This window comes from Novosphingobium sp. (assembly GCF_019748365.1).
GTDB lineage: Bacteria > Pseudomonadota > Alphaproteobacteria > Sphingomonadales > Sphingomonadaceae > Novosphingobium.
Window position 1 is genome coordinate 1 of the sequence record NZ_JAIEPN010000200.1, and the last position, 24,538, is coordinate 24,538.

General features: G+C 65.9%; 15 protein-coding genes and 2 pseudogenes. 7 read left to right on the plus strand and 10 right to left on the minus strand.

Translation table 11 applies throughout. From position 1 onward, the window contains the following. Positions 1-74: 74 nt before the first annotated feature. Positions 75-404 (plus strand): annotated as a pseudogene (locus K5Q19_RS21275) (aldehyde dehydrogenase family protein); the annotation flags it as partial. 39 nt (positions 405-443) lie between these two features. On the opposite strand, the gene K5Q19_RS21280 reads toward K5Q19_RS21275, so the two are convergent. After that, complete coding sequence (locus K5Q19_RS21280; RefSeq protein WP_292949432.1) at positions 444-881, minus strand: MarR family transcriptional regulator; 438 nt, start codon at positions 879-881, stop codon at positions 444-446. Positions 882-962: 81 nt separating this feature from the next. On the opposite strand from K5Q19_RS21280, the gene K5Q19_RS21285 reads away from it, so the two are divergent. After that, the gene (locus K5Q19_RS21285) at positions 963-1,802 is read left to right on the plus strand and encodes a p-hydroxycinnamoyl CoA hydratase/lyase (protein WP_292949372.1); all 840 of its coding nucleotides are present in this window, start codon (positions 963-965) and stop codon (positions 1,800-1,802) included. A gap of 464 nt (positions 1,803-2,266) precedes the next feature. Here the strand turns inward: K5Q19_RS21285 and K5Q19_RS21290 are convergent, their stop codons facing one another. Both K5Q19_RS21290 and K5Q19_RS21295 read right to left on the minus strand, forming a co-directional pair. Beyond that, positions 2,267-2,782, minus strand: a complete 516-nt coding sequence (locus tag K5Q19_RS21290) for a GNAT family N-acetyltransferase (protein ID WP_292949375.1) — start codon at positions 2,780-2,782, stop codon at positions 2,267-2,269. Between the two features lie 114 nt (positions 2,783-2,896). Next, a pseudogene (locus K5Q19_RS21295) lies at positions 2,897-4,258 on the minus strand (MFS transporter); the annotation flags it as partial. Between the two features lie 1,332 nt (positions 4,259-5,590). On the opposite strand from K5Q19_RS21295, the gene K5Q19_RS21300 reads away from it, so the two are divergent. The 3 genes from K5Q19_RS21300 (at position 5,591) to K5Q19_RS21310 (ending at position 11,623) form a co-directional block, all read left to right on the plus strand. Further along, positions 5,591-7,900 carry a TonB-dependent receptor gene (locus K5Q19_RS21300; protein WP_292949378.1) on the plus strand — a complete coding sequence of 770 codons (2,310 nt, stop codon included), beginning with the start codon at positions 5,591-5,593 and terminating at the stop codon, positions 7,898-7,900. 67 nt (positions 7,901-7,967) lie between these two features. Next, positions 7,968-9,674 carry an amidohydrolase gene (locus K5Q19_RS21305; RefSeq protein ID WP_292949381.1) on the plus strand — a complete coding sequence of 569 codons (1,707 nt, stop codon included), beginning with the start codon at positions 7,968-7,970 and terminating at the stop codon, positions 9,672-9,674. 5 nt (positions 9,675-9,679) lie between these two features. Then, complete coding sequence (locus K5Q19_RS21310) at positions 9,680-11,623, plus strand: pyrroloquinoline quinone-dependent dehydrogenase (RefSeq protein WP_292949384.1); 1,944 nt, start codon at positions 9,680-9,682, stop codon at positions 11,621-11,623. Here K5Q19_RS21310 and K5Q19_RS21315 read toward each other — a convergent pair. Further along, positions 11,589-12,740: an AraC family transcriptional regulator gene (locus tag K5Q19_RS21315; RefSeq protein WP_292949387.1), complete on the minus strand. Its 1,152-nt coding sequence runs from the start codon at positions 12,738-12,740 to the stop codon at positions 11,589-11,591. The two genes, K5Q19_RS21310 and K5Q19_RS21315, sit on opposite strands and share 35 nt — an antisense overlap. A 70-nt stretch (positions 12,741-12,810) precedes the next feature. On the opposite strand from K5Q19_RS21315, the gene K5Q19_RS21320 reads away from it, so the two are divergent. Beyond that, complete coding sequence (locus K5Q19_RS21320) at positions 12,811-14,508, plus strand: amidohydrolase (protein WP_292949390.1); 1,698 nt, start codon at positions 12,811-12,813, stop codon at positions 14,506-14,508. Here K5Q19_RS21320 and K5Q19_RS21325 read toward each other — a convergent pair. The 3 genes from K5Q19_RS21325 to K5Q19_RS21335 all read right to left on the minus strand — a co-directional run bounded on the left by K5Q19_RS21325 (position 14,493) and on the right by K5Q19_RS21335 (position 18,468). Continuing rightward, entirely contained in the window at positions 14,493-15,689 is a 1,197-nt protein-coding gene (locus tag K5Q19_RS21325) for an NAD(P)/FAD-dependent oxidoreductase (protein WP_292949393.1), read from the minus strand. The two genes, K5Q19_RS21320 and K5Q19_RS21325, sit on opposite strands and share 16 nt — an antisense overlap. Positions 15,690-15,702: 13 nt before the next feature. Continuing rightward, entirely contained in the window at positions 15,703-17,115 is a 1,413-nt protein-coding gene (gene lpdA, locus K5Q19_RS21330) for a dihydrolipoyl dehydrogenase (RefSeq protein ID WP_292949396.1), read from the minus strand. Positions 17,116-17,181: 66 nt separating this feature from the next. Then, the gene (locus tag K5Q19_RS21335; RefSeq protein WP_292949398.1) at positions 17,182-18,468 is read right to left on the minus strand and encodes a pyruvate dehydrogenase complex dihydrolipoamide acetyltransferase; all 1,287 of its coding nucleotides are present in this window, start codon (positions 18,466-18,468) and stop codon (positions 17,182-17,184) included. Between the two features lie 248 nt (positions 18,469-18,716). Here K5Q19_RS21335 and K5Q19_RS21340 point away from each other — a divergent pair, with 248 nt between their 5' ends. After that, positions 18,717-19,226 carry a universal stress protein gene (locus tag K5Q19_RS21340; RefSeq protein WP_292949401.1) on the plus strand — a complete coding sequence of 170 codons (510 nt, stop codon included), beginning with the start codon at positions 18,717-18,719 and terminating at the stop codon, positions 19,224-19,226. Between the two features lie 6 nt (positions 19,227-19,232). Here K5Q19_RS21340 and K5Q19_RS21345 read toward each other — a convergent pair whose 3' ends face one another. From K5Q19_RS21345 to K5Q19_RS21355, 3 genes are all read right to left on the minus strand, one after another. After that, a complete protein-coding gene (locus K5Q19_RS21345) occupies positions 19,233-21,530 on the minus strand; it encodes a VacB/RNase II family 3'-5' exoribonuclease (protein WP_292949404.1) in 2,298 nt (765 codons plus the stop codon). A 37-nt stretch (positions 21,531-21,567) separates the two neighbouring features. After that, positions 21,568-22,887, minus strand: coding sequence for a M20/M25/M40 family metallo-hydrolase (locus K5Q19_RS21350; RefSeq protein WP_292949407.1), 1,320 nt, complete (start codon positions 22,885-22,887; stop codon positions 21,568-21,570). A gap of 74 nt (positions 22,888-22,961) precedes the next feature. Next, positions 22,962-24,512, minus strand: coding sequence for an aminoacyl--tRNA ligase-related protein (locus K5Q19_RS21355; RefSeq protein ID WP_292949410.1), 1,551 nt, complete (start codon positions 24,510-24,512; stop codon positions 22,962-22,964). Positions 24,513-24,538: the final 26 nt, after the last annotated feature.

Sequence of the window (24,538 nt, forward strand, 5' to 3'; positions counted from 1 at the left end):
CTAGCAGGACTGGCCCATTTTTAATCCGGTGCTACCGGCCGATCCGTGGCCCCTTTTATTCCCGGTGTTCTCACCTCTACCGGGACGAAAGCTTCGGCCCCGTGGTGGCGATGATCCGCGCGCGGGACGCCGATCATGCGGTGGAGCTGGCCAATGACACACAGTATGGCCTCTCGGCAGCCGTGTTCACCAAGGACATTGCCAAGGGCCTGACCATCGCACGCCGGATCCAGTCCGGCATCTGCCACATCAATGGCCCGACGGTTCACGATGAGGCGCAGATGCCGTTCGGCGGTGTCGGTGCTTCGGGCTACGGCCGGTTCGGCGGCAAGCAAGGCATCGACAGCTTCACCGAGACCCGCTGGATCACGGTCGAGACCCTGCCCGGCCATTTCCCGATCTGATAGGCCAATGCCTTCGCTCCGGGAAATCTGCGCGGATGCTCAATCCATCAGGGCCCGGAGCGCTGGCAGAAAATGGGGCCGATGGCGCGCGGGAATGCGCGCCATCAGGTCTTCCTCGAATTCAAGGACAACCCGGCGGATCGTTGCCAGCTGTTCCAGCCCATGCTGCGTCAGCACGACGGCCTGGGACTTGCGGTCGATCGGTTCACGCCGGATCAACTGGGCCGATTCGAGCCGGTCCAGCAGCGGCGCCATGTTGGCACGCTGGATTTCAAGGACTTTCCCGATTTCGCTGGAGGTCATGTCAGTTCGTTCGCCGATCACCTGCAAGACTGCAGAGTCAGAGATCCTGAGGTCGATACTGGCGAGCCGACCAGCGAGATCGGCCATCATGGCATTGGCCGCACGGCGCAGCGCATAACCCGGCAGGCCAGTCAGCCCCGCATTCTTGGAGAACATCGCTTCAGAAGGATTCATGTCCACCCACAATGCTATGTAATATAGCAAAAATACCCATTCTTTCCATAATGTTCCTACACAAAACCGAAAGGGAATGCCATGTCAGAACGTGCCGAAGCCGATACTGTAACCTACCTTGTTGCAAACCGCATCGCCTGGGTCTCGTTCAACCGCCCGGAAAAGCGCAACTGCATGAGCCCCAAGCTCAACCGCCAGATGAAGCGCGTGATCGAAGAGCTTGAGTTCCGCGAAGACGTCGGTGTGCTGGTCCTCACCGGCGAGGGCACCTCCTGGTCCGCCGGAATGGACTTGAAGGAATACTTCCGCGAGAACGAGCAGAAGGGCATCGGCGCGATCCGCGGGGCACAACGCGAGGCTTACGACTGGTGGGAGCGTCTGCGCTGGTTCGAAAAGCCGACCATTGCAATGATCAACGGCTGGTGCTTCGGCGGTGCCTATGGGCCGCTGTTCGCCTGCGATCTCGCGGTTGCCGCCGAAGATGCGCAGTTCGGCCTTTCGGAAATCAACTGGGGGATCCTGCCCGGCGGCGGGGCCAGCAAGGTGATCGCCGAACTGACCGGCTTCCGCAACGCGATGTACCACGGCATGATGGGTGAAAATGTCGATGGCAGGAAGGCTGCGGAATGGGGCCTGGTCAATGAAGCGGTTCCTGCCGACCAGCTCAAGGCGCGGGTAACGGCCATCGCCGAAGTTCTGCTCGGCAAGAACCCACAGGCGCTGCGGGCAACGAAGTGGGCGATCCGCCGCGTTCGCGAGATGACCTATGACAACGCCGAGGACTACCTGATCCGCGCGCAGGAAGCCGCCAACTCGTTCGACGGCGAGGGTCGCAAGGAAGCGACACGCCAGTTCATCGACGAAAAGACCTTCAAGCCCGGCCTTGGCGCTTATGACCTCAGCCGGACCAGCAAGGCATAACGACAAGTCAGGCAGTGCCTTAGAGACATGAAAGTTCCCGGACCAGGCCGGCGCGACCAGTCCGGTTCGGGAAACTCGCGGTGACCGGACACAGGACGCAAGGAAGCTTGCTGGCGCAGCGATAGACGCATCTTGCTCCTGCGGGGAGTTGGCGCATCACGACAAGGCGAAGCGACCATACATGTGCCAGGTACCGTAGCGCCGATCACATTGTGCGCACTCGCTGGCGAATCATCTGCAGATCAAGACTCAACCGACCTTGGCAAGAGTGTGGGTCGAAGCGTGGGCCGGCCGATTATTGCCTTCTGCGATTCTCTTCCTATCCATAGCCCTAGGGAGAAAATGCTGATGACACCCTGTCCGCCACTTTCTGCGTTTTGTCCGTAGATTCAGGCTCACTCCTGATACCAGTTCTGCCGCAATCGGGACCGCCTCCCGGTCAACCCCGATCCGGTGGCCACAACCTAGCGGAAGGTTTTTGCCAGGATCACCAGCGAAGGCTCGCCCTCGAATGGTTCGGGCAGGAAGCCCTTTTCGCGTTCGAGTTCGATCGCGGCATGGTTGTCGCGCGATTCGATGGCGATGACCCGGCGCACCCCGCGTGCCTCGGCTTCATCGGCCAGCACATCGAGCGCCGCCCGTCCAATCCCCTTGCCGCGATAGCGCTGGTGCACCGAAACGGCGACTTCGGCGGTATCGAGCGGCCCGTCGCAGGCCAGAAGCGCCGAGGCGACGATCTCGCCCGTGGCGCAGTCGATGGCGACAAAGCTCTCGCTGCGGAAGTGGTCCGCATGGATCAGCGGTTCGAGCTGCTCGTGGCTGACATGGGCGGACGCGGCCAGGAAGCGGAAGCGGCGGTCCTCGTCGCTCACCGCATTGAAGAAGGCGACCAGCGCCGGCTCGTCGGCAGGTTCGGCGCGGCGGATCACGAGTTCGATCCCGGCGCGGGTGCGGACGGCAAGCAGGGCATCAGTGATCATGGCGGCGACTCCATTCAGGGGTGATCACGCCCTATTGCACTGCAGCAACCTGCCGCGCCTTGATCCAGGCCAAAGCGCGGCAGGTTCTCCCGGGAAAATGGTCCGTTTCAGGCCTTACCCGTCGATGCTCCGGCGGTGCGTTTCGGGCAGGAAGATCAGCCCGAACACGAAGGTCGCCGCAGCCACCACCACGGGATACCAGAACCCGTAGTAGATATCCCCGTTTGCCGCGACCATCGCGAAGCCGATCGCCGGCAGCAGCCCGCCCAGCCAGCCATTGCCGATGTGATAGGGCAGCGACATCGAGGTATAGCGAATGCGGCTCGGGAACAGCTCGACCAGCATGGCCGCGATGGGCCCGTAGACCATGGTCACCAGCAGCACGAGGTAGAACAGCAGTGCCACCACCAGCGGCTTGTTGATCGCCTCGGGATCTGCCTTGGCGGGATAACCGACCTTGGCGAGTTCGCCCACGACAGCGGGCTTGGCAGCCACTGCGGGTGCGCCGACCACTTGCGCGGTGAACGCGGCAATCGCCGCCTTGCGCTCGTCACCCGTCAGCCTGGTCGGATCGGGCGCGGTGATGGTCACCCCGCCGATCCTGACCGATGCGATCGTGCCGGCAGGTGCTGCCACATTGGTGTAGTTCACCGCCGCCTTCGCCATCACGTTCTTCACGATGTCGCAGCTCGTCGTGTCGAACTTGTTCTGGCCGACAGGGTCGAACTGCGACGAGCACTCTGCTGGATTGGCAATCACCGCAACCGACGCAGTTGCCTGGGCCTGCGCCAGCGCCGGATTGGCGGCGGCGGCCAGCGCATGGAACACCGGGAACAGCGTGAGCGACGCCAGCGCGCAGCCGCCAAGGATCACCGGCTTGCGGCCGATCCTGTCGGACAGCGCCCCGAACACGAGGAAGAACGGGGTCCCCATGATCAGCGCGGTCATCACCAGCATGTTCGCGGTGAGCCCGTCGACCTTGAGCATCTTCTCGAGGAAGTACATCGCGTAGAGCTGGCCGGTGTACCAGACCACCGCCTGCCCAGCGATCGCGCCGAAGAAGGCGATCAGCACGACCTTGAGGTTCACCCACTTGCCGAACGCGTCGGTCAGCGGCGCCTTGGAAGCGGTGCCTTCGGCCTTCATCTTCTGGAACACGGGCGATTCATGGAGCTTCAGGCGCAGCCACAAGCCGATGCACAGGAACAGGCCCGACATCAGGTAGGGAATGCGCCAGCCCCAGGCCTTGAAGGCTTCCTCGCCCACGCCGGTGACGGGCGAGCGCACGAGGATCACGATCAGCAGCGCCATCGCGAGGCCCGCCGTCGCGGTGATCTGGATCCAGCTGGTGTAGAGCCCGCGCTTGTCGTTGGGCGCATGCTCGGCCACGTAAGTTGCCGCGCCGCCATATTCGCCGCCTAGCGCAAGACCCTGGAACATGCGCAGCACCACCAGCATGATCGGCGCTGCGACGCCCGCCGCTCCGCAGCACGGCCGCAAAACCCAGATCGTTCGAAACCATGGTTGCGAGCGCGATCGAATCGACGATCACCATCGAGGCCGCCGCGCTGATGCCGCCGAGCAGCGCCACGATCACCAGCCATGCCTGTCCGCCGCCGTGGCTTGGCAGCAGCAGCGGATAGAGGTCCATCGTATCGCCCGCCGGCAGCAGCACCATGCCCGCGAGCGCGATGGGCAGGACCAGCGCCGCCATCACCGCGAGATAGGCGGCAAAACCGAAGCGCGCGCGCGGCAGGTCGGCGGGGTCCTGCGCCTGCGTCAGCCCCATGTAGAACTGGCGCGGCAAGGCGATTATCGCCATCGCCGAGATCAAGCACAGCACCCAGAATTCGAGGCTGAGCCGAGGCGGCGCAAAGCCTGCCGCAAACGTCGCCACGGCCTTGTCGAGCTGCGCCGTCGGGGTTCCCGCGATGATCATGACCGCCAGTCCCGCGACCAGCACCAGCGCGGTAATCTTGAGCAGCGATTCAAACGCGATCGCTACCAGCAGCCCTTCGTGACGCCCGGCCATTTCGAAGCGCCGCGCGCCGAACAGGATCGCGAACACCGCCAGCAGCACGGCGGCCACGATCATTACCGGCACCGAGGCCTGCGCATGCCCCACCAGCGCGAGAGCATTGCCGATCGAGCGCAACTGCAACGCGATGTAGGGCACAGTCCCCAGCAGCGCGATCACCGTCACCAGCCGCGACACCACAATGTCGTGCCCGAAGCGCGCGGCGATGAAGTCCGAGACGGTCATCGCCTTTTCCTCGGCGACCGCCTGCCCCAGCTTCGTCAGGAAACGCGGCGCGGCGAGCAGCAGCGCGACCGGCGCGATGTAGATCGGCAGATAGGTCCAGCCATCGCGCACCGCGCTGCCCACGGCACCGTAGAAGGTCCAGCTCGTGCAATAGACACCCAGCGCCAGCGTATAAGCGCCGTGGCGCACCCGCTTGCCGAGCGCACGGGCCGGACCGCGCGCTTCGATCACCGCGGCGACCATGAACATCATCGCTATTGCGGCCAGCGCCAGCAGCGCCGCCTCGTTGAGCGTCATGCCTACCCCCGCACACAGCCTTATCACCCTGCGGCGCGCTCACCTAGAACGGGTTTATCCGCGCTCGCGCGCTTGGCAGATGTGGCCAACCACATGCGTTTCCCGGCGGAATATGCCGGATCGTGCAAGGGCCTTGCACATTGCCAGCCCGGGTCAATGGCAATCCCTCCCCGAGCCATAGCTTGTATCCGGATTGGACCTCGCGTCGCGCAGGCAGACGTGGGCCATAACAGGGGAGTTTCACGACGATGATCAGGCGCAGCGCCAACCTTCTCGCAGCAGGCACGGCCATGGCCGCGCTCATGATGGCCGATGCAGCGATGGCACAGGCCGCCGGGGGCGCAGCCGATGCCGCCGCCGACAACGCTGATAGCGGGGAGATCATCGTCACCGCCACGCGCAAGAGCGAAAGCATCAACAAGGTCCCGCTTAGCGTCAGTGCGCTCTCGCGCGAGGCGCTCGACAGCCGCGGCATCCGCAACTTCACCGATGTGATCCGCCAGACGCCCGGCGTCGCGTTCGAGAAATCGAACACAACCACGAACATCGCGATCCGCGGCGTCAATTCGTCGGTCGGCGCGGCAACCACCGGCATCTACATCGACGACGTGCCGATCCAGATCCGCCAGCTCGGCTACGGCGGCGGCAATGCCTATCCGGTGGTCTTCGATCTCGACCGGGTGGAAGTGCTGCGCGGGCCGCAGGGCACTTTGTTCGGCGCGGGCTCGGAAGGTGGCACGGTGCGCTTCATCACGCAGCAGCCCAGCCTCGATACGCTGAAGGTCTATGGCCGCGCCGAAGCAGCCGCGACCCAGCACGGTGCGGCCAGCGGCGAAGGCGGCATCTCGATCAGCGCGCCGATCATCGCGGGCAAGCTCGGTATCGCGGCCAGCGGCTATTACCGCCGCGATGGCGGCTGGGTCGACCGGATCAGCTCGTTCACAAATCAGGTTGTCCAAAAGAACGCGAACTCGACCGACAGCTATGTCGGGCGCGTAGCCCTCACCTGGCAGCCGGTCGACAATGTGAAGATCACGCCGGCGGTCTACTATCAGAACATCAAGGCAGCCGACAGCGGCGAGAGCTGGGAAATCTTCTCGGACTACGACAAGCATGTCTTCCGTAACGCGAACCAACTCGCCGAAACGAGCAAGGACCGATTTACGCTCGCCTCGCTCAATGTCAGCGTCGGCCTAGGCGGGGTCGATGTGATCGCAGTCGGGTCGTACTTCGATCGCAAGCAGGCGTTCGTGCAGGACTATACGAACTTCGACCAGACGCTGTTCACCGGGGTGAACGCCCTGCCCTTCTTCCCCGAACAGAACGCGCCGTCGGACTTCCTTGTCGCGCAGAAGAACTGGACCGGCGAACTGCGCCTGCAGTCGAACAGCGCATCAAGCCCGCTCACCTGGGTGCTCGGCGGGTTCTACAGCCACGCCCAGCAGACATCGCTGCAAGTGGTGACTGACCCCTATCTGCCGGTCTACCTGTTCGGCGCGCCTTCGCCGGTCGCGGGCTTTTCGGTCTATGATCAGAACGCCGTCTCGACCGACGAGCAGGCCGCGCTGTTCGGTCAGGTCACCTACAAGCTCACCGACAAGCTCTCGGTCCTTGCCGGTCTGCGCTACAGCCATACCGTCTTCACCATCCGCTCGGTCGCGCAGGGCTTCGTGGTCGGCCCGCTGGTGGACGACCGCGGCCGCCAGAGCGAAGACCCGATCACGCCCAAGTTCGGCATCAACTTCCAGGCAACCCCCGATACGCTGGTCTATGCCTCGGCCTCGCGCGGTTTCCGCGTCGGTGGCTACAACCCGCAGGTCGGCACCTTCTGCGGGCCGGAGCTTGCCAGCATCGGCTATCCGAACGGCCGTCCGACCACCTTCAAGTCGGACTCGGTGTGGAGCTACGAACTCGGTGTGAAGAGCAAGTTCGGCGGGCTCGGCAGCGTGCAGGCGAGCGTCTACCAGATCGACTGGAACGACATCCAGCAGGCCGTCGCGCTCAATTCCTGCGGGTTCCAGTTCACCAACAACCTCGGCAAGGCGCGCAGCCGCGGCTTTGACTTGCAGCTGGAAATCCGCCCGACGAACCGCCTCACCCTGCAGGCCGAGATCGGCTACGTCGATGCGCAGTTCCGCGATACCGTGCGCGGCGGTCCGACCGCGGCGGCCCCCTTCGTCAGCAAGGGCGATGCCGTGCTCGGCGCGCCCTGGACCGCCTCGTTCCACGCGCAGTACGATTTCGACGTGTTCCGCGAGAAGGGCAGCTATATCCGGTCCGACTTCGACTTTCGCTCGAAGCAGAACAGGCTGCCGCCCTACCTGAACCCGGCCAATGGCGCGATCGATACCGCGCTGACGCTGCCGCCCGCGGTGGCCTTCTGGTCGGCGCGGCTCGGGGTGCGGCCGGGCAACTTCGACATCTCGCTCTTCGTCAACAACATCCTCGACAAGTCCACCTGGATCCGGCGCGAGCGGGCTTCGAACCCGTTCGAATTCTTCCGCCGGGAAACGCTGCGGCCGCGCACTTTCGGCGTGACGGCGTCCTACCGCTACTGATGAAAACCGGGCGCGCCGCTTTGCCGGGATGGCAGGCGGCGCAGCTCGAGATGGGGAGATTGCCGCCATGAAGACCTCGCGCCACTTGCTCGCGATTGCCGGGTTCATCGCGGCGGCCTGCGCCTTGCCCCCTGCCGCGCAAGCCGCGCCAAGGCCAGTGCTGCGCTTCATCAACGGCCATATCTACACCCCGCAGGGCTGGCGCAGCGCGATGGATGTACAAGGCGCCCGCATCCAGCGCGTCGGCACCAGCAGGCAGGCACAGCGCTGGCCGCGCACCGGGGTGAAGGTCGTCGACCTCAAGGGCCGCACCGTCCTCCCCGGGCTTTACGACATGCACGTCCACCCCGTGCTCCAGGCCAAGGGCGAGGAAGGCCGCTGCCGCATCCCGCAGGATGCCGGACCGCAGCGCCTGATCGAACTCGTCGCGGCTTGCGTGAAGGCGGCCAAGCCCGGCGAATGGGTCAGCGGCGGCCAGTGGCAGTCCTCGTTGATGACCGGCACGCCGATCACGGCGGCGACGCTGGATGCCGTCTCGCCCGACAATCCGGTCATGCTGTTCGATGTCAGCGGCCACAGCGTCTGGGCCAATTCGCGCGCGCTGGCGGCGGCGGGCATCGGCCCCGGCACCGCCAATCCCGAAGGCGGGATCATCGAACGCGACGAGAAGGGCAATCCCACCGGCGTCCTGCGCGAAACCGCTGGTCGCCTGCTCACCGTGAAGGTGCCGCCGCAGCCACAGGCCGAGACCGAGCGGCAGCTTTCTGCGCATCTTGCCATGCTCGCAGGCTTCGGCGTCGTCGGTTATGTCGAGGCGATGGCCTACCGCGACGACCTCGAAGTCTATGCGGCGCTGGCGGACAAGGGCGTGCTCAAGCAGCGCGTGCAGGCTTGCATCGCCTATTCCGAATCCGGCCGCCCAAACCCCGCGTTCGATCAGACGCTGGCAGATCGTGCAAAGTTCGCCCGCGCCACCTTCAACGCCAATTGCGTCAAGGTCTTTGCCGATGGCGTGCCCACCGAAAGCCACACCGGCGCGATGCTGGCGGATTATCAGGCAGGCCAGCCCAATGCCCCGGCGCGTGGTCTGCTGCTGTTCGATCCCGCCGCGATGGCGAAGAACCTTGTCGCATGGGACAAGCTTGGCGTCACCGTGCTGTTCCACGCTGCTGGCGATCGCGCGGTGCGCGCCTCGCTCGATGCCATCGAGGCTGCCCGCAAGGCCAATGGCATGGGCGGCCCGCAGCATCAGGTCGGCCATTCCGCCTTCGTCGATCCCGCCGATCTGCCGCGCTTCAAGGCCCTGCATGCGGCGGTGGAGTTCTCGCCCTATCTGTGGGACCCGCAGCCGATCAACGACGACATCACGATGGCCGTCGGCAGCCCCCGGATTGACCGTGTCTGGCCGATCCGCGAAGGCTTTGCCTCAGGCGCGCTGGTGATTGCCGGCTCCGACTGGGCCGTTGTCCCCTCCCCCAACCCGTGGATCGGGATCGAGACCGCCGTGACCCGCCGCAATCCGGGCGGCAGCACACGCAGCTATGGCCTGGCGGAGGCGATTACGCTTCCTCAGGCCATCACCATGTTCACGATCAATGCGGCACAGCGCATGGGCATCGCCGACAAGGCAGGCTCGCTCGAACCCGGCAAGTTCGCTGATTTCCTTGTGCTCGATCGTGACCCCTTCACCATTCCGGTGACCGAAATCCACAGCACCACGGTTCTGGAGACATGGGTCGGCGGGCAGCAGATCTTCACGCGAACCAAGGGTTGACAGGCATGTGGCGGCGCCGCGTCAGCCTTGCTCTCCTCGCAGCCCTCGCCGCCTGCCAGCGCGCCCCTGATCCTCCCCCGGTCACCGCGCGCGCCGATATCGCTGCGGTCGAAGCGCAGGCCGCCGAATGGCCGAGCTATGGCGGCCAGCCATCCTCGACCAAGTACTCCGCGCTCGACCAGATCAACACCGCCAACGTCGCCAGCCTGCGCAAGGCATGGACCTGGCACTCGGGCGAAGTTTCCACCGGCACGCCCACGGTCGACTTCACGGTCGGCGAAATGACGCCGATCTACATCAACGCCCGGCTCTATGGCTGCACTCCCTTCGGCCGCGCCGTTGCGCTCGATCCTGCTTCGGGCCGCGAACTCTGGTCGTTCGATCCGAAGAAGCCGCGCACCGGCAACATGTATCACGAGAACTACTGCCGGGGCGTCGCCTATTGGCAGGCCGATACGGCCGCTGCCCGCGCACAGCCTTGCGGCAAACGCATCCTCTACGGCGCACAAAACGCCGTCCTCCATGCCCTCGATGCCGATACCGGACGCGTCTGCACCGGCTTCGGCGCGGGCGGCCGCGTCGATCTCGGTGCCATGGACTACAAGGGCGAGGGCAAACCCGCCAACACCTCGCCGCCCGCCGTCTGGGGCAATGTCGTCGCGCTAGGCACAGCGGTGCAGGACAACATGTACCGCAATTCGCTCGACGGCATCGTGCGCGCGTTCGACGTGATCACCGGCAAACAGCTGTGGTCATGGAACCCGATCCCCGACGACATCTCCGCCGTCACCGGCGCGGCCAATGCCTGGGCGCCCTTGTCCGTCGATGCCAAACGGGGCTGGCTCTTCCTCCCCACCGGCAGCGCCAGTTGGGACACCTTGGGCGTCAACCGCCTGGACCGGATCCCCGATGCCAACGCCGTCGTCGCGCTCGACATGCGCACCGGCCGCAAGGTCTGGTCCTATCAGACCGTCCACCACGACTTGTGGGACTACGACCTGCCCGCCGCCCCTACGCTCGCCACGATCGATCACAGCGGCCGCGCCACCGAAGCGGTGATCCAGGCGACCAAGACCGGCAACATCTTCGTGCTCGACCGCGAGACCGGCAAACCGCTGTTCCCGGTGGTCGAACGCCGCATGCCCGCAAGCGACATGCCGGGCGAACGCGCCTCCCCCACCCAACCCATGCCGCTCCTGCCGCATGCCGTCACTTCGCAGCGATTGCGCACCGAAGACGCATGGGGCCTCCTCGGCTACGACACCGCCGCCTGCCGCACTCGCATCGCCGCTTTGCGTAACGAAGGCCTGTTCACCCCGCCCGGCTTCAAGGGCTCGCTGCTGCATCCCAGCTTTCTCGGCGGCACCAACTGGGGCGGTCTGGCCTACGATCCAGCCACCGGCCTCGCCGTCGTGAATTCCTCGAACCTCGCCGCTTCGGTCCGCCTTGTCCCGCGCGCGAAGTTTGATGCCAAGCGCGACGTGAGGCCCGGCGTCTCCTACTACGAGATGCAGGGCTCCCCCTATGTCATGCTGCGCGAGGTGCTGATGTCGCCGCTCGGCGTGCCGTGCAATCCGCCGCCGTGGGGCCGCCTCACCGCCATCGACATGAAGACCGGCCAGACGCGCTGGCAAGTGCCCTTCGGCCGTCTGACGACATCCAGCGGGATCACCTCGCCCGCCGCGTGGGGAGCCCCCAATCAGGGCGGCCCCATCGTCACGCGCGGCGGCCTCGTCTTCATCGGCGCCAGCCTCGACAGCCGCCTGCGCGCCTATGATATCCAGACGGGGCAAGAGCTCTGGCAGGCTTTCGTTCCGGCACCCGCCACCGCCACCCCGATGACTTTCCGCCATACCGATGGCCGTCAATACGTCGTCGTCAACGCCGGCGGTCACGGCGGCTTCGGCACGAAGCTCAGCGATGCGCTGGTGGCGTTTGCGCTGCGCTGATCTCGTCACTGCCGGCGCGGCGATAGGCTTGCGGGGTCATCCCGAAATGCCTGCCAAAGCGGCGGATGAAGCTCGCGCTCTCGGCAAAGCCTACCGAAAGCGCGATCTCGGCCACATCGCGCCGGCTCTGCCGCAACAGCCGCGCCGCCGCCTGCATGCGCCGCTCATTGACGAGATCGCGCCAGCGCAGACCTTCGGCCCGCAGCCGCCTGCTCAGCGTCGCCGCGGAAACACCCATGCTCTCGGCGACATCCTCCAGCTGCGGTGCGTGGTCAAGCGGACTGGCCTCAAGCGCCCGGACGAGCGCTCCGAGCGACGTTCCGCGCCGGGCATTCTCCGCCGCGCGTCGGCGCAAGTGCTCCTCGACAATCGGGAAGAGCTCCGGATCGATCACCGGGCTCGTGCAATCGAGAAACCGCGCCTCGAAGGTGAAGGCATTGGTCTCCTGATCAAAGAGCACCGGGCAGCGGAAAAACTCTCGGTAGATGCGCTCGTCGCCCTCGCAGGAATGCTCGAAGCGCACCTCGACCAGTTCGAACTCTCCGCCGACATAGTTGCGGCACATGTTGTGCATCAGCGCGATCGAGAACTCCGCGTCCTGCCGCCGTGATTGCAGTGTCTGGTCTGTGATGAGATACTCGAACGTCGCGAAGCCGTCGTCCGCGCTGAAACGGTTGCGCACCGCGTCCTGTATCGTCGCCAGATAGACGGCAAAGCCCGAGAAGGCGGCGCGCAGCGACGGTGCGCTGAGGAACAGGAACCCGAGCGCGCCCAGACTGTTGAGCGCCCCCAATCGCCCCGCCTGCAGCCCGAGATAGGGATTGCCAGCTTCCTGCGCCGCGCGTTCGAGAAAGGCGAGGAACGCCTCGAGCGGCATGACCGCGCGCGCGTTGTCTAGATCGTCGCGCCGCAGCGCGATGCGCGCCAGCATCGGTTCGGGATCGCAGCCGACAAGATCGAGGCAATTGACCACGTGGCGCAGCACAAGCACCGAGATCGTCGGCTTCAGCATGCCCGCCTGTGTCCCATGCGCAAAGACCCCGCGTGTGCCCTCCGGATCGGACCATTCCGCAAGCTGCCCCGCGCGGGCAAGGGCCAGGCGCCAGTTTGGCCGCATCGGCCAAGCCGCACCAAGCCGCGCGCAGGCCTATTCCTTCCTGTTTCCCCTTGGCGAAAGTTGGTGACGCATGAACCGTTCTAGAACTGCCCTCCTCGCCGGCGTGCTGGTTGGCTGCAGCCCTGCTTTCGCGCAGCCTGCGCCGGTTGATCTGGTCCTCCTGCACGGCACCGTGCTGACTCCCTCCGGCACCGTACAGGCCCTCGCCGTCTCGAACGGCACCATCGTCGCGGCCGGTTCCGATGCCGAAATCGCCGCGATGGCGTCCCCTTCGGCACGAACCGTCGATCTTGCGGGCCGCACCGTGATGCCGGGCCTCTATGACATGCATGTCCACACCTACTTCGCCGGCCGCGACAAGCTCTCCTGCCGCTTTCCGCAAGGCGCGGACGCCAGAACCATCGTCGCGGCGGTCAAGGCTTGCGCCGCCAAGGCAAAGCCCGGCGAATGGATCACCGGCGGCAGCTGGGTTGGCGCCGCATTCAAGCCGGGCGAGCAGAACAAGCGCCTGCTCGATGCCGTGGCGCCCAACAATCCCGTCATGCTCAACGACGAGAGCCTGCACAGCGTCTGGGTCAATTCCAAAGTCCTTGCCATCGCCGGGATAACCCGCGCCACCAAAGACATGCCCGGCGCCGTGATCGACCGCGACGCCAAGGGTGAGCCCACAGGCGTCCTGCGCGAAGTCGCCGCGCGCGATATCGAACGCTTCATGCCCAGGGCCACCACCGAGCAGCAGGTGCAGGCGATCAAGGTCGCGACGGACGAGATGCTGTCCTACGGCATTGTCGGCTTCACCGATGCGGCCGTCCGGCGCGAGATGATCGAGGGCCTGTCTGCCTATGCCAAGTCCGGCGGCCTCAAGCAGTACGCCCGCGGCTGCATCGTCTGGGGCCCCAACAACGGCAACAGCGAAGACCTCATCCCGCAGCGGCAGGCGTGGAGCGGCGGCCGTCTCCAGCTCGATTGCGTCAAGATGTTCCTCGATGGCGTCCCGCTCGAAGGCCGCACCGCCGTCATGCTCGCGCCCTATGAGCACCGTGGCGGCGCGCATGACGATCAGGGCCCGGGCGATGGCAAGGGCCTCAAGCTGATCCCCGAAGACCAGCTTTTCCCCGCCGTCACCGCGTTCGATCGGCAAGGCATTCAGGTCAAGTTCCATGCAGCGGGCGATGGCTCGGTACGCGAGGCGGTCGAGGCCATCGCGGCGGCGCGCAAGGCCAATGGCGATGCGGGGCCCCACCATGAAATCGGCCACAACACCTTCATCGACAGCGCCGATGTGCCGCGCGGCCATGAACTGCACTTCACCTGGGAGCTTTCACCCTACATCTGGTGGCCCACGCCGATCACTTCGGTCGATATCGCCAAGGCGGTTGGCCCCGAGCGCATGAAGCGGCTCTGGCCCATGCGCGATGTGCTGGAAAGCGGCGCCAATGTCGTCACCGGTTCAGACTGGCCGGTGGTCCCCTCGGTCAATCCATGGCTGGCCTTCGAGACGCTGGTGACCCGGCAGGTGCCCGGCGCAACCGGTGATCCGATCAACGCAGGCCAGCGCATAACGCGCGAGCAGGCCATGGCCGTGTTCACCCGCAATGGTGCGGCTGAAATGGGCCGGCTCGACAAGGGCGGCACGCTGGAGCCCGGCAAGTTCGCCGACCTCATCGTGCTCGATCGCAACCCGCTGACGGTCCCGGTCGGCCAGATCCACGAGACCAAGGTGCTCGCGACGTATATTGCTGGCGAGCAGGTCTACGCCGCCCCCTGAGGCCCTTCCGCGAGCGCGCCCGCCGCGGCATGCGCGCTCGCCCAGGCCCATTGGAAGTTGTAGCCCCCAAGCCAGCCCGTCACATCGACCGCCTCGCCGATGGCATAGAGCCCCGGCACCGCCTTTGCTTCCATCGTGCGCGAGGAAAGCCCCGCCGTGCTGATCCCGCCTGCGGTCACTTCCGCCTTGGCAAAGCCTTCGCTGCCGCTGGGGGTGAAAATCCAGCGCCTCAGCTTCGCTTCCGCCGCGCGCAGCACCTTGTCCTGTGTCTGGCCGAGTTCGCCTGCCACGCCCACACTCTCCGCAAGCCGCCCAGCCAAGCGCTCCGGCAGCACCGCGCCCAGCGCCCGCGCCATCGCTGCGCGGGGCCGTTCGCGCTTGGCGGCGAGCAGCCAGTCCGGCGCTTGATCGGGCAGGAAATCGATGCTGACGCTCTCCCCCGGCCGCCAGTACGACGAGACTTGCAGGATCGCCGGGCCCGAGAGCCCGCGGTGCGTGAACAAGGCTGCTTCGCGGAAGGCGGCCTTTCCGGCGCGCGCAATCACCTCGGCAGAAACGCCGGAGAGCTCGCGGAACAGCACATCCTCGCCGGAAAGTGTCAGTGGCACGAGCGCCGGGCGCGGCTGCACGACCTTCAGCCCGAACTTGCGCGCGAGGTCATAGGCGAACCCGCTTGCGCCCATCTTCGGGATCGAAGGCCCGCCGGTCGCGATCACCAGCGCCGGTGCGGCCAGGACTTGCGCGCCATATTCAATGCGGAACAGTCCGTCGCCATGCTCGACCGCGCCCACCGGCTCACCGCAGCGCAAGTCCACAGCGCCCGCGCGGCATTCTTCCACCAGCATCGCCACGATCTGCTTGGCAGATCCATCGCAGAACAGCTGCCCCAGCGTCTTCTCGTGCCAGGGAATGCCATATCGCTCGACCAGCGCGATGAAGTCCGCCGGGGTGTAGCGGCTCAGCGCGGATCGTGCGAAATGCAGATTCTCCGAGAGATAGCGGTCGGGCGCGGTATGGAGGTTGGTGAAATTGCACCGACCTCCCCCCGAGATCAGGATCTTCTGGCCCGGCGCATCGGCGTGATCGAGCAGCGCAACCCGCTTGCCTCGCTGTCCCGCGAGGCCCGCACAGAACAACCCCGCCGCGCCCGCGCCCAGCACGATGATGTCATGCGTGGGCACGGAGGCGCTGCGATCAGATATGGAGCGCGCGCCCGTAAGCCGCGAGCACGCTCTCGTGCATCATTTCCGAAAGCGTCGGGTGCGCGAAGACGGTGTGCATCAGCTCCGCCTCGGTCGTCTCGAGCGTCTTGCCCACGACATAGCCCTGGATTAGCTCGGTCACTTCCGCGCCGATCATGTGCGCGCCGAGCAGTTCGCCGGTCTCGGCATCGAACACCGTCTTGATGAAGCCCTCGGCCTCGCCCAGCGCGATGGCCTTGCCGTTGCCGATGAACGGGAAGTTGCCGACCTTGACGGTGTGGCCAGCTTCCTTGGCCTTGGCTTCGGTGAGGCCCACGCTCGCCACCTGCGGATGGCAGTAGGTGCAGCCCGGAATGTTGAGCCGGTCCATCGGGTGCGGATGCACTTCGGTGTTACCCAGCGCCTGCGCGATTGACTCGGCGGCGATCACACCTTCGTGGCTCGCCTTGTGTGCCAGCCACGGCCCCGGCGTCACGTCGCCGATGGCCCACACGCCCGGCACATTGGTGCGGCCATAGCCGTCGATGGCAATGATCCCGCGCTCGGCCTGCACGCCCAGCGCTTCGAGGCCGATGTTCTCGGTATTGGGCACGATGCCGACCGCCACGATCACATGGCTGAAGTCATGCTCGGCCGAAGCGCCGTCCCTGCCCTTGATCTTCGCCTTCACGCCCGCCGCGCTGGTGGTGATGCTTTCCACGCCTGCGCCCGTCAGGATCTTGATCCCCTGCTTGGTCAGCGACTTCTCGAGGAAGGCCGAAACGTCGGCGTCTTCCACCGGCACGATCCGGTCCATCATCTCGACGACCGTAACCTCCGCGCCCATGTCATTGTAGAAGCTCGCGAATTCGATCCCGATCGCGCCCGAGCCGATCACCAGCAGCTTGGTCGGCATCGCCGGCGGCACCATGGCGTGGCGGTACGTCCAGATGCGCTCGCCATCCGCCTTGGCAAACGGCAGATCGCGTGCCCGCGCGCCGGTCGCGACGATCACATGCTTGGCGGACAGCACCTCGGTGCCTTTCTCGCCGGTCACTTCAACCTGACCTGCAACCTTGAGCACGCCGGCGCCCATATGCACGGTGATCTTGTTCTTGCGCATCAGGTGCGTCACGCCCTGATTGAGCTGCTTGGCAACCCCGCGCGAGCGCTTCACCACGGCATCGATATCCGCGCGGATGTTGTCCGCCGCCAGACCATAGGATGCGGCGTGCTTCATCTGGTTGAACACTTCGGCCGAGCGCAGCAGCGCCTTGGTCGGAATGCAGCCCCAATTAAGGCAGATGCCGCCGAGCAGCTCGCGCTCCACGATGCCCACCTTGAGCCCCAGCTGCGCCCCGCGGATCGCCGCGACATAGCCGCCGGGGCCCGAGCCGAGAACGAGAAGATCGTATTGGTCAGCCACGAAAATGCTCCTTGATGTCGGCGTCCTGTTTAGCCCGCTCAGGCAGGCGCGCCGCTCTCAATATGATCAGGCGACGAGGGCCAGCGGCGCTTCGACCAGTGTCTTGAATGCCTGCATCAGCTGCGCGCCTTCCGCCCCGTCGATGGCGCGGTGGTCGAAGCTGCCGGTGGCGGACATCACGGTCGCGATCCCCAGCGCATCATCGATCACATAGGGCCGCTTCTCGCCCGCGCCGATGGCCATGATCATGCCCTGCGGCGGATTGATCACCGCCTCGAACTGCTTGATTCCGAACATGCCGAGGTTCGAAAGGCTGGCCGTGCCGCCCTGATACTCGTGCGGTGCCAACTTGCCCGCCTTCGCGCGCGAGGCAAGGTCGGCCATGTCCTTCTGGATCGTCGAGATCGACTTGACGTCGGCTCCCGTCACGATCGGCGTGATCAGGCCGCCCGGGATCGATACCGCGACGGCAATGTCAGCGCGCGAATAGCGGATCAGATTGTCGCCCGCGAAGCTGACATTGGCATCTGGCGCAAGGATCAGCGCCTTGCCGAGCGCCTTGATCAGCAGATCGTTGACCGAGAGCTTCACGCCCTGCCCGGTCAGCGCTGAGTTAAGCTCGGCACGCAGCTTGAGCAGCTTGTCGAGGCTGATATCGACGGTGAGGTAGTAGTGCGGCACCGTCGCCTTGGCTTCGGTCAGCCGGCGCGCGATGGTCTTGCGCATCGAGGAAAGCTTGACCGCCTCATGCGGGATGTCGGTGCTGAAGGGCGCGGGCGCTGCCGCCGCGACGGGAGCCGGTGCGGGCGCTGCAACCGGTGCAATAGACGGCGCTGCTGCCGGGGCAGCAACCACCGTCGGTCCGGCATCGAGGTCAGCCTTGATGATGCGGCCATGCGGGCCACTCCCCTTGACCTGCGTAAGGTCGATGCCCTTCTCGCCCGCAATGCGCTTGGCGAGCGGGCTTGCCACGACGCGATCACCGGTAGGCGCAGCGGCGACCGGAGCAGGTGCAGGCGCTGGAGCAGCAACAGGAGCCGGTGCAGGGGCAGCCGCCACCGGAGCGGGCGCAGGAGCAGCAGCAGGCGCCGCCGGAGCCGCATCACCCTCGTCCTCACCTGCAATCGTCGCGATCACGGTGCCGACCTTCACGCCCTCGGTGCCTTCGGCCACTTCGATCGCGACCACCGTGCCCTCGTCAACCGCCTCGAATTCCATCGTCGCCTTGTCGGTCTCGATCTCGGCCATGATGTCGCCCGAGGAAACCTTGTCGCCGACCTTGACCAGCCACTTGGCCAGCGTGCCTTCCTCCATGGTGGGTGACAGCGCGGGCATCTTGATCTGGATCGGCATGGGCAGCTCTTTTCCCTATCTGGTTACAAGGGCATGGTTCAGACTTGTGGCTTCGGTACAGATAGCCAAGCCGTTACAAGGCCGTGGCGCTTCCCTTGGCACATGGGCCGCCATTTCGCCACCCGCGCGAAGCGGGTCAAGTCTCTTGGCGCTTGCCCCGCATACGAATTAGGCCAATACGCATAACCCTGTCGAATGACCGGCAGTGCGAATGGCGCGTACAAGGGCGATATCGCAAGGGGGCAGGCATGGTTGGCACGACTAGCGAGGCAGAAGGCACGTCAGGCGCCGAAGCGCGCGCCAAACAGCGCGTCTATCTCGTCATCATGGACGATACCGAGGAAAGTGCCCGCGCCCTGCGCTTCGCCGCGCGCCGCGCCGTGCGCACCGGCGGCACGGTCCATATCCTCGCGCTCGTGCCCCGCCAGGAATTTGTAGTGTTCGGCAGTATCCAGGCAACCATCGAGGGCGAAGCCCGCGAGCGTGCCGAAGACCTTGCCCGCGCTGCCGCCGGCAGCCTTGCCGACGAGTCGGGTCTGCGCCCGGCTGTCGCGGTGCGCACCGGCAGTGGCCCGCAGGTCGTGCGCGAATACCTCGGCGAACATCCGGAAGTCTCCGCGCTCGTCCTCGGCGCGGCGGCAGACGGCAACCCCGGCCCGCTCGTCACCCACTTCACTTCGCAGATCGGCCAGCTGCCTTGCGTGCTGATGATCGTCCCCGGCGGGATCGACGAGCGCGGCATCGATTCGTTCAGTTAGGAAGCCTTACCGCTTGCGCCCCTGATGCCGGATATTGCGCGGCCTTCCGCGCGGCCCCTGCATGAAGCCTCCCGTCTTCTTCAGTCCGCCCTGCTGCGGCCTGCCCCCGCGCGGCTCGATCCGCCCGGCACCGTCCGGCAGATCGACCGGCTCGAACTTCAGCGCCCCCGTGAGCGGATTGGCCTCGGCAAGCCGCAGCTTGAGGATCATGCCCATCGCAAACTCTTCGCCGGTCTCCTCGCCGACCAGCACTTGCCGCTTCTCGTCATGGGCAAAGCGTTCGGCGCCCAGCGTCGAGATCGGCACCAGCCCGTCGCCGCCTAGCCCGATGATGGTCGCGAACAGGCCGAACTTCTGCACGCCAGTGATCCGGGTGTCGAACACCTCACCCACCCGGCCCGAAAGCCAGGCCGCCACATAGCGGTCGATCGTCTCGCGCTCGGCTTCCATCGCGCGGCGCTCGGCCTTGCTGATCGCATCGCTGATCCGCGCCAGATCGCTGCGGTCCCGGTCTGACAGCCCGGAGGTGCCCGGAATTTCGCGCGCTTCGGGGCGCGGCTGCTCCAGATGATAGGCATCGACCAGCGCACGGTGCACCAGAAGGTCCGAATAGCGCCGGATCGGCGAGGTGAAGTGCGCGTAGCTGCCGAGCGCCAGCCCGAAGTGCCCGGCATTGCGCGGCCCGTAATAGGCCTGCGTCTGGCTCCTCAGCACCGCCTCCATCACCAGCGCCTTCTCCGCCTCGTCGGTCACGTCCTTCAGCATGCGGTTGAACAGACCCGGCGTGATGACCTGCCCCAGCGCCAGCTTGCGCCCGAAGGTGGCGAGATAGTCCTTCAGCGCCACCAGCTTCTCGCGGCTCGGCGGCTCGTGGATGCGATAGACTACCGGCGCAACCTTGGCCTCAAGTGCCTTCGCCGCCGCGACGTTCGCCGCGATCATGAAGTCCTCGACCACACGGTGCGCATCGAGCCGTTCGCGCAAGGCGATCTCGGCAATCTTGCCCTTCTCGTCGAGCATCACGCGCCGCTCGGGCAATTCCAGCTCCAGCGGATCGCGGTTGCTGCGTGCCTTCTCCAGTAGCCGCCATGCCGCCCACAGGTTCTCAAGATGCGGCGCAGCTTCCCGCGCATCGATCCGCCGCTGCGCCTCTTCATACGCGATCACTTCGGCAATCCGCACCAGCGCCCGAGTGAAGCGCCACGCGGTGATGCGCCCTTCGGCATCGATCGTCAGATGGCAGGCCATCGCCGCGCGGTCCGCCCCCACCTTGAGCGAGCAGACATCCGAGCTCAGCACATGCGGCAGCATCGGCACCACCCGGTCGGGGAAATAGACCGAGTTGCCGCGCTTCCTCGCCTCGCGGTCCACCGCGCCGCCCGGACGGACATAGAAGCTCACGTCCGCAATCGCGACGACCGCGCGGAAGCCGCCCTCGCCATCAGACTCGGCCCAGATCGCATCATCATGGTCGCGCGCGTCTGTCGGGTCGATCGCCACGATGGGCAGGTCGCGCAAGTCCTCGCGGGCACCTTCGGAAAGCGCCATCTTCGCCGCCAGCGCCGCCTCGTCCTGCGCTTCCTGCGGGAAGACGAAGGGAATGCCATGCTTGTGGATCGCGATCAGGCTGAACGCACGCGGCGCCAGCGGATCGCCCAGCACTTCGGTCACCTTGAGCCCCGCACGCGGGCTCTTGCTGACCGGCTCGCCCAGCACAAGCTGCCCTTCCGCCGCCCCGCCCAAGTCCGCGATAGCCACAGCATTGCGCACACGTTTGTCCACAGGCGCAAGCCACGGCTTGCCCGCCCCGTCAAACTCGACAACGCCCAGCACCTGCTCGGTCCGTGTCGGCAGCTTCTTCATCACATGGGCGATGAGGCCCCGGCCCGCTTCCTCGGTCCGCGCCAGCACCCGGTCACCCACCTTGAGCGCGGCTTGCGCGCTCTTGCCCTTGCCGCGCGGTTCGATGATCCTGAGGCGCGGCGGTGGCGCTCCGTCGTCAGGCTGCCAGCTGTCCGGGATCGCCAGCGGCTGCCCGTCCTCGATTTCCAGCACCCGCAGCACCGTCACCCGCGGCACCCCGCCGAGCCGGTGGAACGCACTGCGGTTGCCGTCGATCAGCCCTTCCTCGGCCATGTCTTTGAGCAGCGCCTTGAGCGCGATCTTCTCGGTGCCCTTGAGCCCGAACGCCTTGGCTATCTCACGCTTGCCCGCCGGCTCCTCGCTCGCGGTGATGAAATCCAGCACTTGCTGCCGCGTGGGAAGACCGTCCGGCCCGTTCGGTGTCTGCTTGCGAATTGCCATCACAGACCTCTGAGCGCTGCGCGGCGCAATAGCAAGGTCAGGGCTTGGCTGCAGCTTCCGGCAGATAGGCCCCGCCCGGCACGGCAGAAGCCACCGGGCTTTCCGAACCGTCTGCAGCCACCGTGCTCACCCCAAAGAACCAGTCATCTCCGCGCACGCCATCGAGCCGCAGATGGGTCTCAGCGGTTTCTGCCACCGGCTTGGCGTCCCAGCCCGCGGCATCAGTCCGCCGCTGCCACACCCGGTAACGCGCCGCACCGGGAACCGCCGTCCAATCCACATCAGTATAGGTCTGCACCGCCGCCGTAACCTTGGCCACCGGCGGCATCGGCACGGCGGCCAGCTTGGCCAGCGCTCGCACGTTGAGCTTCGTCACCTTGGCAAGATAGGAAAAATCCATCGCCTCGATCGTATCGCCAAATGTCCTTCCGCTCTCGGTCCGCACATTCTGGTGCTGCCGCTCGTAATTCTCGACCGCCACGGTGAAGCGCACCGCCGGATAGCCCATGGCCTGAAACGGCAGATGATCGCCGCCGCGCCCCATACGGTCCGCGCGCCACACTTGCCGCACCGCCAGCCCGCTGTCACCCAGCCCCGCCAGCCAACGTGACAAGTTGCGCGAAGGGCTGTCATTCTCCCCGCCGATGGAGCGCAAGGCATCACGCGCCCGCTCGCTCGCATCATCGCGCGGCCCTTCGGAGAACACGCGCACATGGGCGCCGTCCACCAGTCCGTCGCTCCCACGCGAATTGCCGACGATATCGTTGTTCAGCACGGCCTTCACCGTCCAGCCCTGCGCCCTGGCATAATCCGCCAGCAGCTTGCCTCCATAGAGCCCCTGCTCCTCGCCCGAGAGCACGGCGTAGACGATCGTCCCCGCAAACTTCTGCTTCGAAAGCACCCGCGCCGCTTCCAGCACCAGCGCCGTGCCCGAACCATCGTCATTGGCCCCCGGCGCAATGCCCGTCGCATCCAGCGGATCGGAATTGCGGCTGTCGATATGCCCCTGCACGATCACGACCTCATTGGGCCGCTCGGTCCCGCGCTGGATCGCCACGACATCGACAAGCCGTGTCGGCATCGGTACGCGCTCGCCCTGCACCGTGGTTTCGGGCAGCACGATTTCGAGGCAGCCACCGCATGCTGCAGCGGACTTGCGAAACTCGGCTTCCGCCCAGCGCCGCGCCGCGCCGATCCCGCGCTTGGGATCGTCCTGAGATGACAGAGTATGGCGCGTCCCGAACGCGACAAGCCGCGCGATATCGGCCTCAAGCCGGGCTTGCGAGACGGCTTCGTCCGGCGCTGCGAAAACGGCAGTGGGCAGAGCAAGGAGAGCGAGCGTCAGGAGCTTCTTCATACCCAAACTCATACCCGACCAACCGTTCGTGTCGAGCGAAGTCGAGACACCGGGCGCCGCCCCTGCCCCAAAGGTCAATAGGCCCGCGCGACCAGAATCCGCTCCACCGCCGGCTCGCCGGTGAACGGGCAGAGCCCTTCCGCGAGCGCTGCATCCATCGGCGTGTTGCGGATCGTCAGCTTCAGCGCCTTCAGCTGCTCCACCACCTTGTCGAGCGCCGCGCCGGTGGGCCGCGACCAGCTGAGCTCCACCCAGCCCGGAAAGTCCTTGTCTTCCGAGAAGAACGCGGCGAGGCCCGCAAGATCGCTGATCCCGCGCTCGATCTGCGCATCGCGCCTTGCGCGGGCTTCCTCAAACAGCGCGCTCTGAATCGCCTCCAGTTCGCTCATCGCCGCAGCGACAAAGTCGTCCTGCGCCATGCCGACGAAATTGGCCTTGCCGTCCTCGCGCCACAGCTTGTCACGGCGCAGCACCGAAACCTGCTGCCCTTCCGCGTCGCGCCCGCCGATCTCGAGGATAAGCGGCACGCCCTTCTTCACCCAACCCCAGCGCTTGGCCGTCGCCTTGCCCGGCCGCTTGTCGAGCAGCACACGCACCTTCTCGTCAAACACCGTCAAGGCCGCCAGCTTCGCGCGCAGTCCGGCGCAATATTCCAGCAGCGCCGCATCGCCATCGTTGTCGCGCAGCATCGGCAAGATCACGATCTGCTGCGGCGCGATTCGCGGCGGGGTGCGCAGGCCATCATCATCGCCATGCGTCATGATGACGCCGCCGATCATGCGGGTCGAGGTACCCCACGATGTGGTGTGGCACAGCGCCTGCTGGCCTTCCTTGTCCTGATAACGAATGCCCGCCGCCGCGGAGAACGTCGTGCCCAGATAGTGGGAAGTGCCTGCCTGCAGCGCCTTGCCATCCTGCATCATCGCTTCGATCGAGAACGTCTCGACCGCTCCGGGGAAGCGTTCGTTTTCGGGCTTCGGCCCCGCAACGACCGGCATCGCCAGCACGTCTTCGGCAAAGCTGCGGTACATTTCGAGCGCCCGCAGCGTCTCGGCCATCGCGTCCGCCTCGTCGGCATGGGCGGTATGGCCTTCCTGCCAGAGGAACTCGCTCGTGCGCAGGAACATGCGCGTGCGCATCTCCCAGCGCACCACGTTGGCCCACTGGTTCGTCAGCAGCGGCAGATCACGCCATGACTGGATCCAGCGCGCCATCGCGGCGCCGATCACCGTCTCGGAGGTCGGCCGCACAATCAGCGGTTCTTCCAGCTTCGCGTCGGGATCGAGCACCAGCCCGCCCTTGCCATCCCCGATCAGCCGGTGATGCGTGACGACCGCCATTTCCTTGGCAAAGCCTTCAACGTGCTCGGCCTCGCGCGCGAAATACGAAAGCGGGATGAACAGCGGGAAGTAGCAGTTTTCGACGCCCGCTTCCTTGATGCGTTCGTCCATCAGCTTCTGGATGCGTTCCCAGATGCCATAGCCCCACGGCTTGATCACCATGCAGCCGCGCACCCCCGATTCCTCGGCAAGTTCGGCTTCGGCGATCACCGCCTGATACCACTGGGCGAAGTCATCCTGCCGGGTGATGGGCAGGGCGTGCTTGATCGATGCTGTCTGGCTCATGCTCGCCGGTTAGGCGGCTCGAGGGA

What these genes read in the sequence shown, in the direction of transcription:
- K5Q19_RS21300 (WP_292949378.1), top strand. Translation starts at nt 5,591, where the DNA reads ATGATCAGGCGCAGCGCCAACCTTCTCGCAGCAGGCACGGCCATGGCC.
- K5Q19_RS21315 (WP_292949387.1), bottom strand. Translation starts at nt 12,740, where the DNA reads ATGCGGCCAAACTGGCGCCTGGCCCTTGCCCGCGCGGGGCAGCTTGCG.
- K5Q19_RS21345 (WP_292949404.1), bottom strand. Translation starts at nt 21,530, where the DNA reads ATGGCAATTCGCAAGCAGACACCGAACGGGCCGGACGGTCTTCCCACG.
- K5Q19_RS21285 (WP_292949372.1), top strand. Translation starts at nt 963, where the DNA reads ATGTCAGAACGTGCCGAAGCCGATACTGTAACCTACCTTGTTGCAAAC.
- K5Q19_RS21320 (WP_292949390.1), top strand. Translation starts at nt 12,811, where the DNA reads ATGAACCGTTCTAGAACTGCCCTCCTCGCCGGCGTGCTGGTTGGCTGC.
- K5Q19_RS21340 (WP_292949401.1), top strand. Translation starts at nt 18,717, where the DNA reads ATGGTTGGCACGACTAGCGAGGCAGAAGGCACGTCAGGCGCCGAAGCG.
- K5Q19_RS21335 (WP_292949398.1), bottom strand. Translation starts at nt 18,468, where the DNA reads ATGCCGATCCAGATCAAGATGCCCGCGCTGTCACCCACCATGGAGGAA.
- K5Q19_RS21355 (WP_292949410.1), bottom strand. Translation starts at nt 24,512, where the DNA reads ATGAGCCAGACAGCATCGATCAAGCACGCCCTGCCCATCACCCGGCAG.
- K5Q19_RS21305 (WP_292949381.1), top strand. Translation starts at nt 7,968, where the DNA reads ATGAAGACCTCGCGCCACTTGCTCGCGATTGCCGGGTTCATCGCGGCG.
- K5Q19_RS21290 (WP_292949375.1), bottom strand. Translation starts at nt 2,782, where the DNA reads ATGATCACTGATGCCCTGCTTGCCGTCCGCACCCGCGCCGGGATCGAA.
- K5Q19_RS21310 (WP_292949384.1), top strand. Translation starts at nt 9,680, where the DNA reads ATGTGGCGGCGCCGCGTCAGCCTTGCTCTCCTCGCAGCCCTCGCCGCC.
- K5Q19_RS21280 (WP_292949432.1), bottom strand. Translation starts at nt 881, where the DNA reads ATGAATCCTTCTGAAGCGATGTTCTCCAAGAATGCGGGGCTGACTGGC.
- K5Q19_RS21350 (WP_292949407.1), bottom strand. Translation starts at nt 22,887, where the DNA reads ATGAAGAAGCTCCTGACGCTCGCTCTCCTTGCTCTGCCCACTGCCGTT.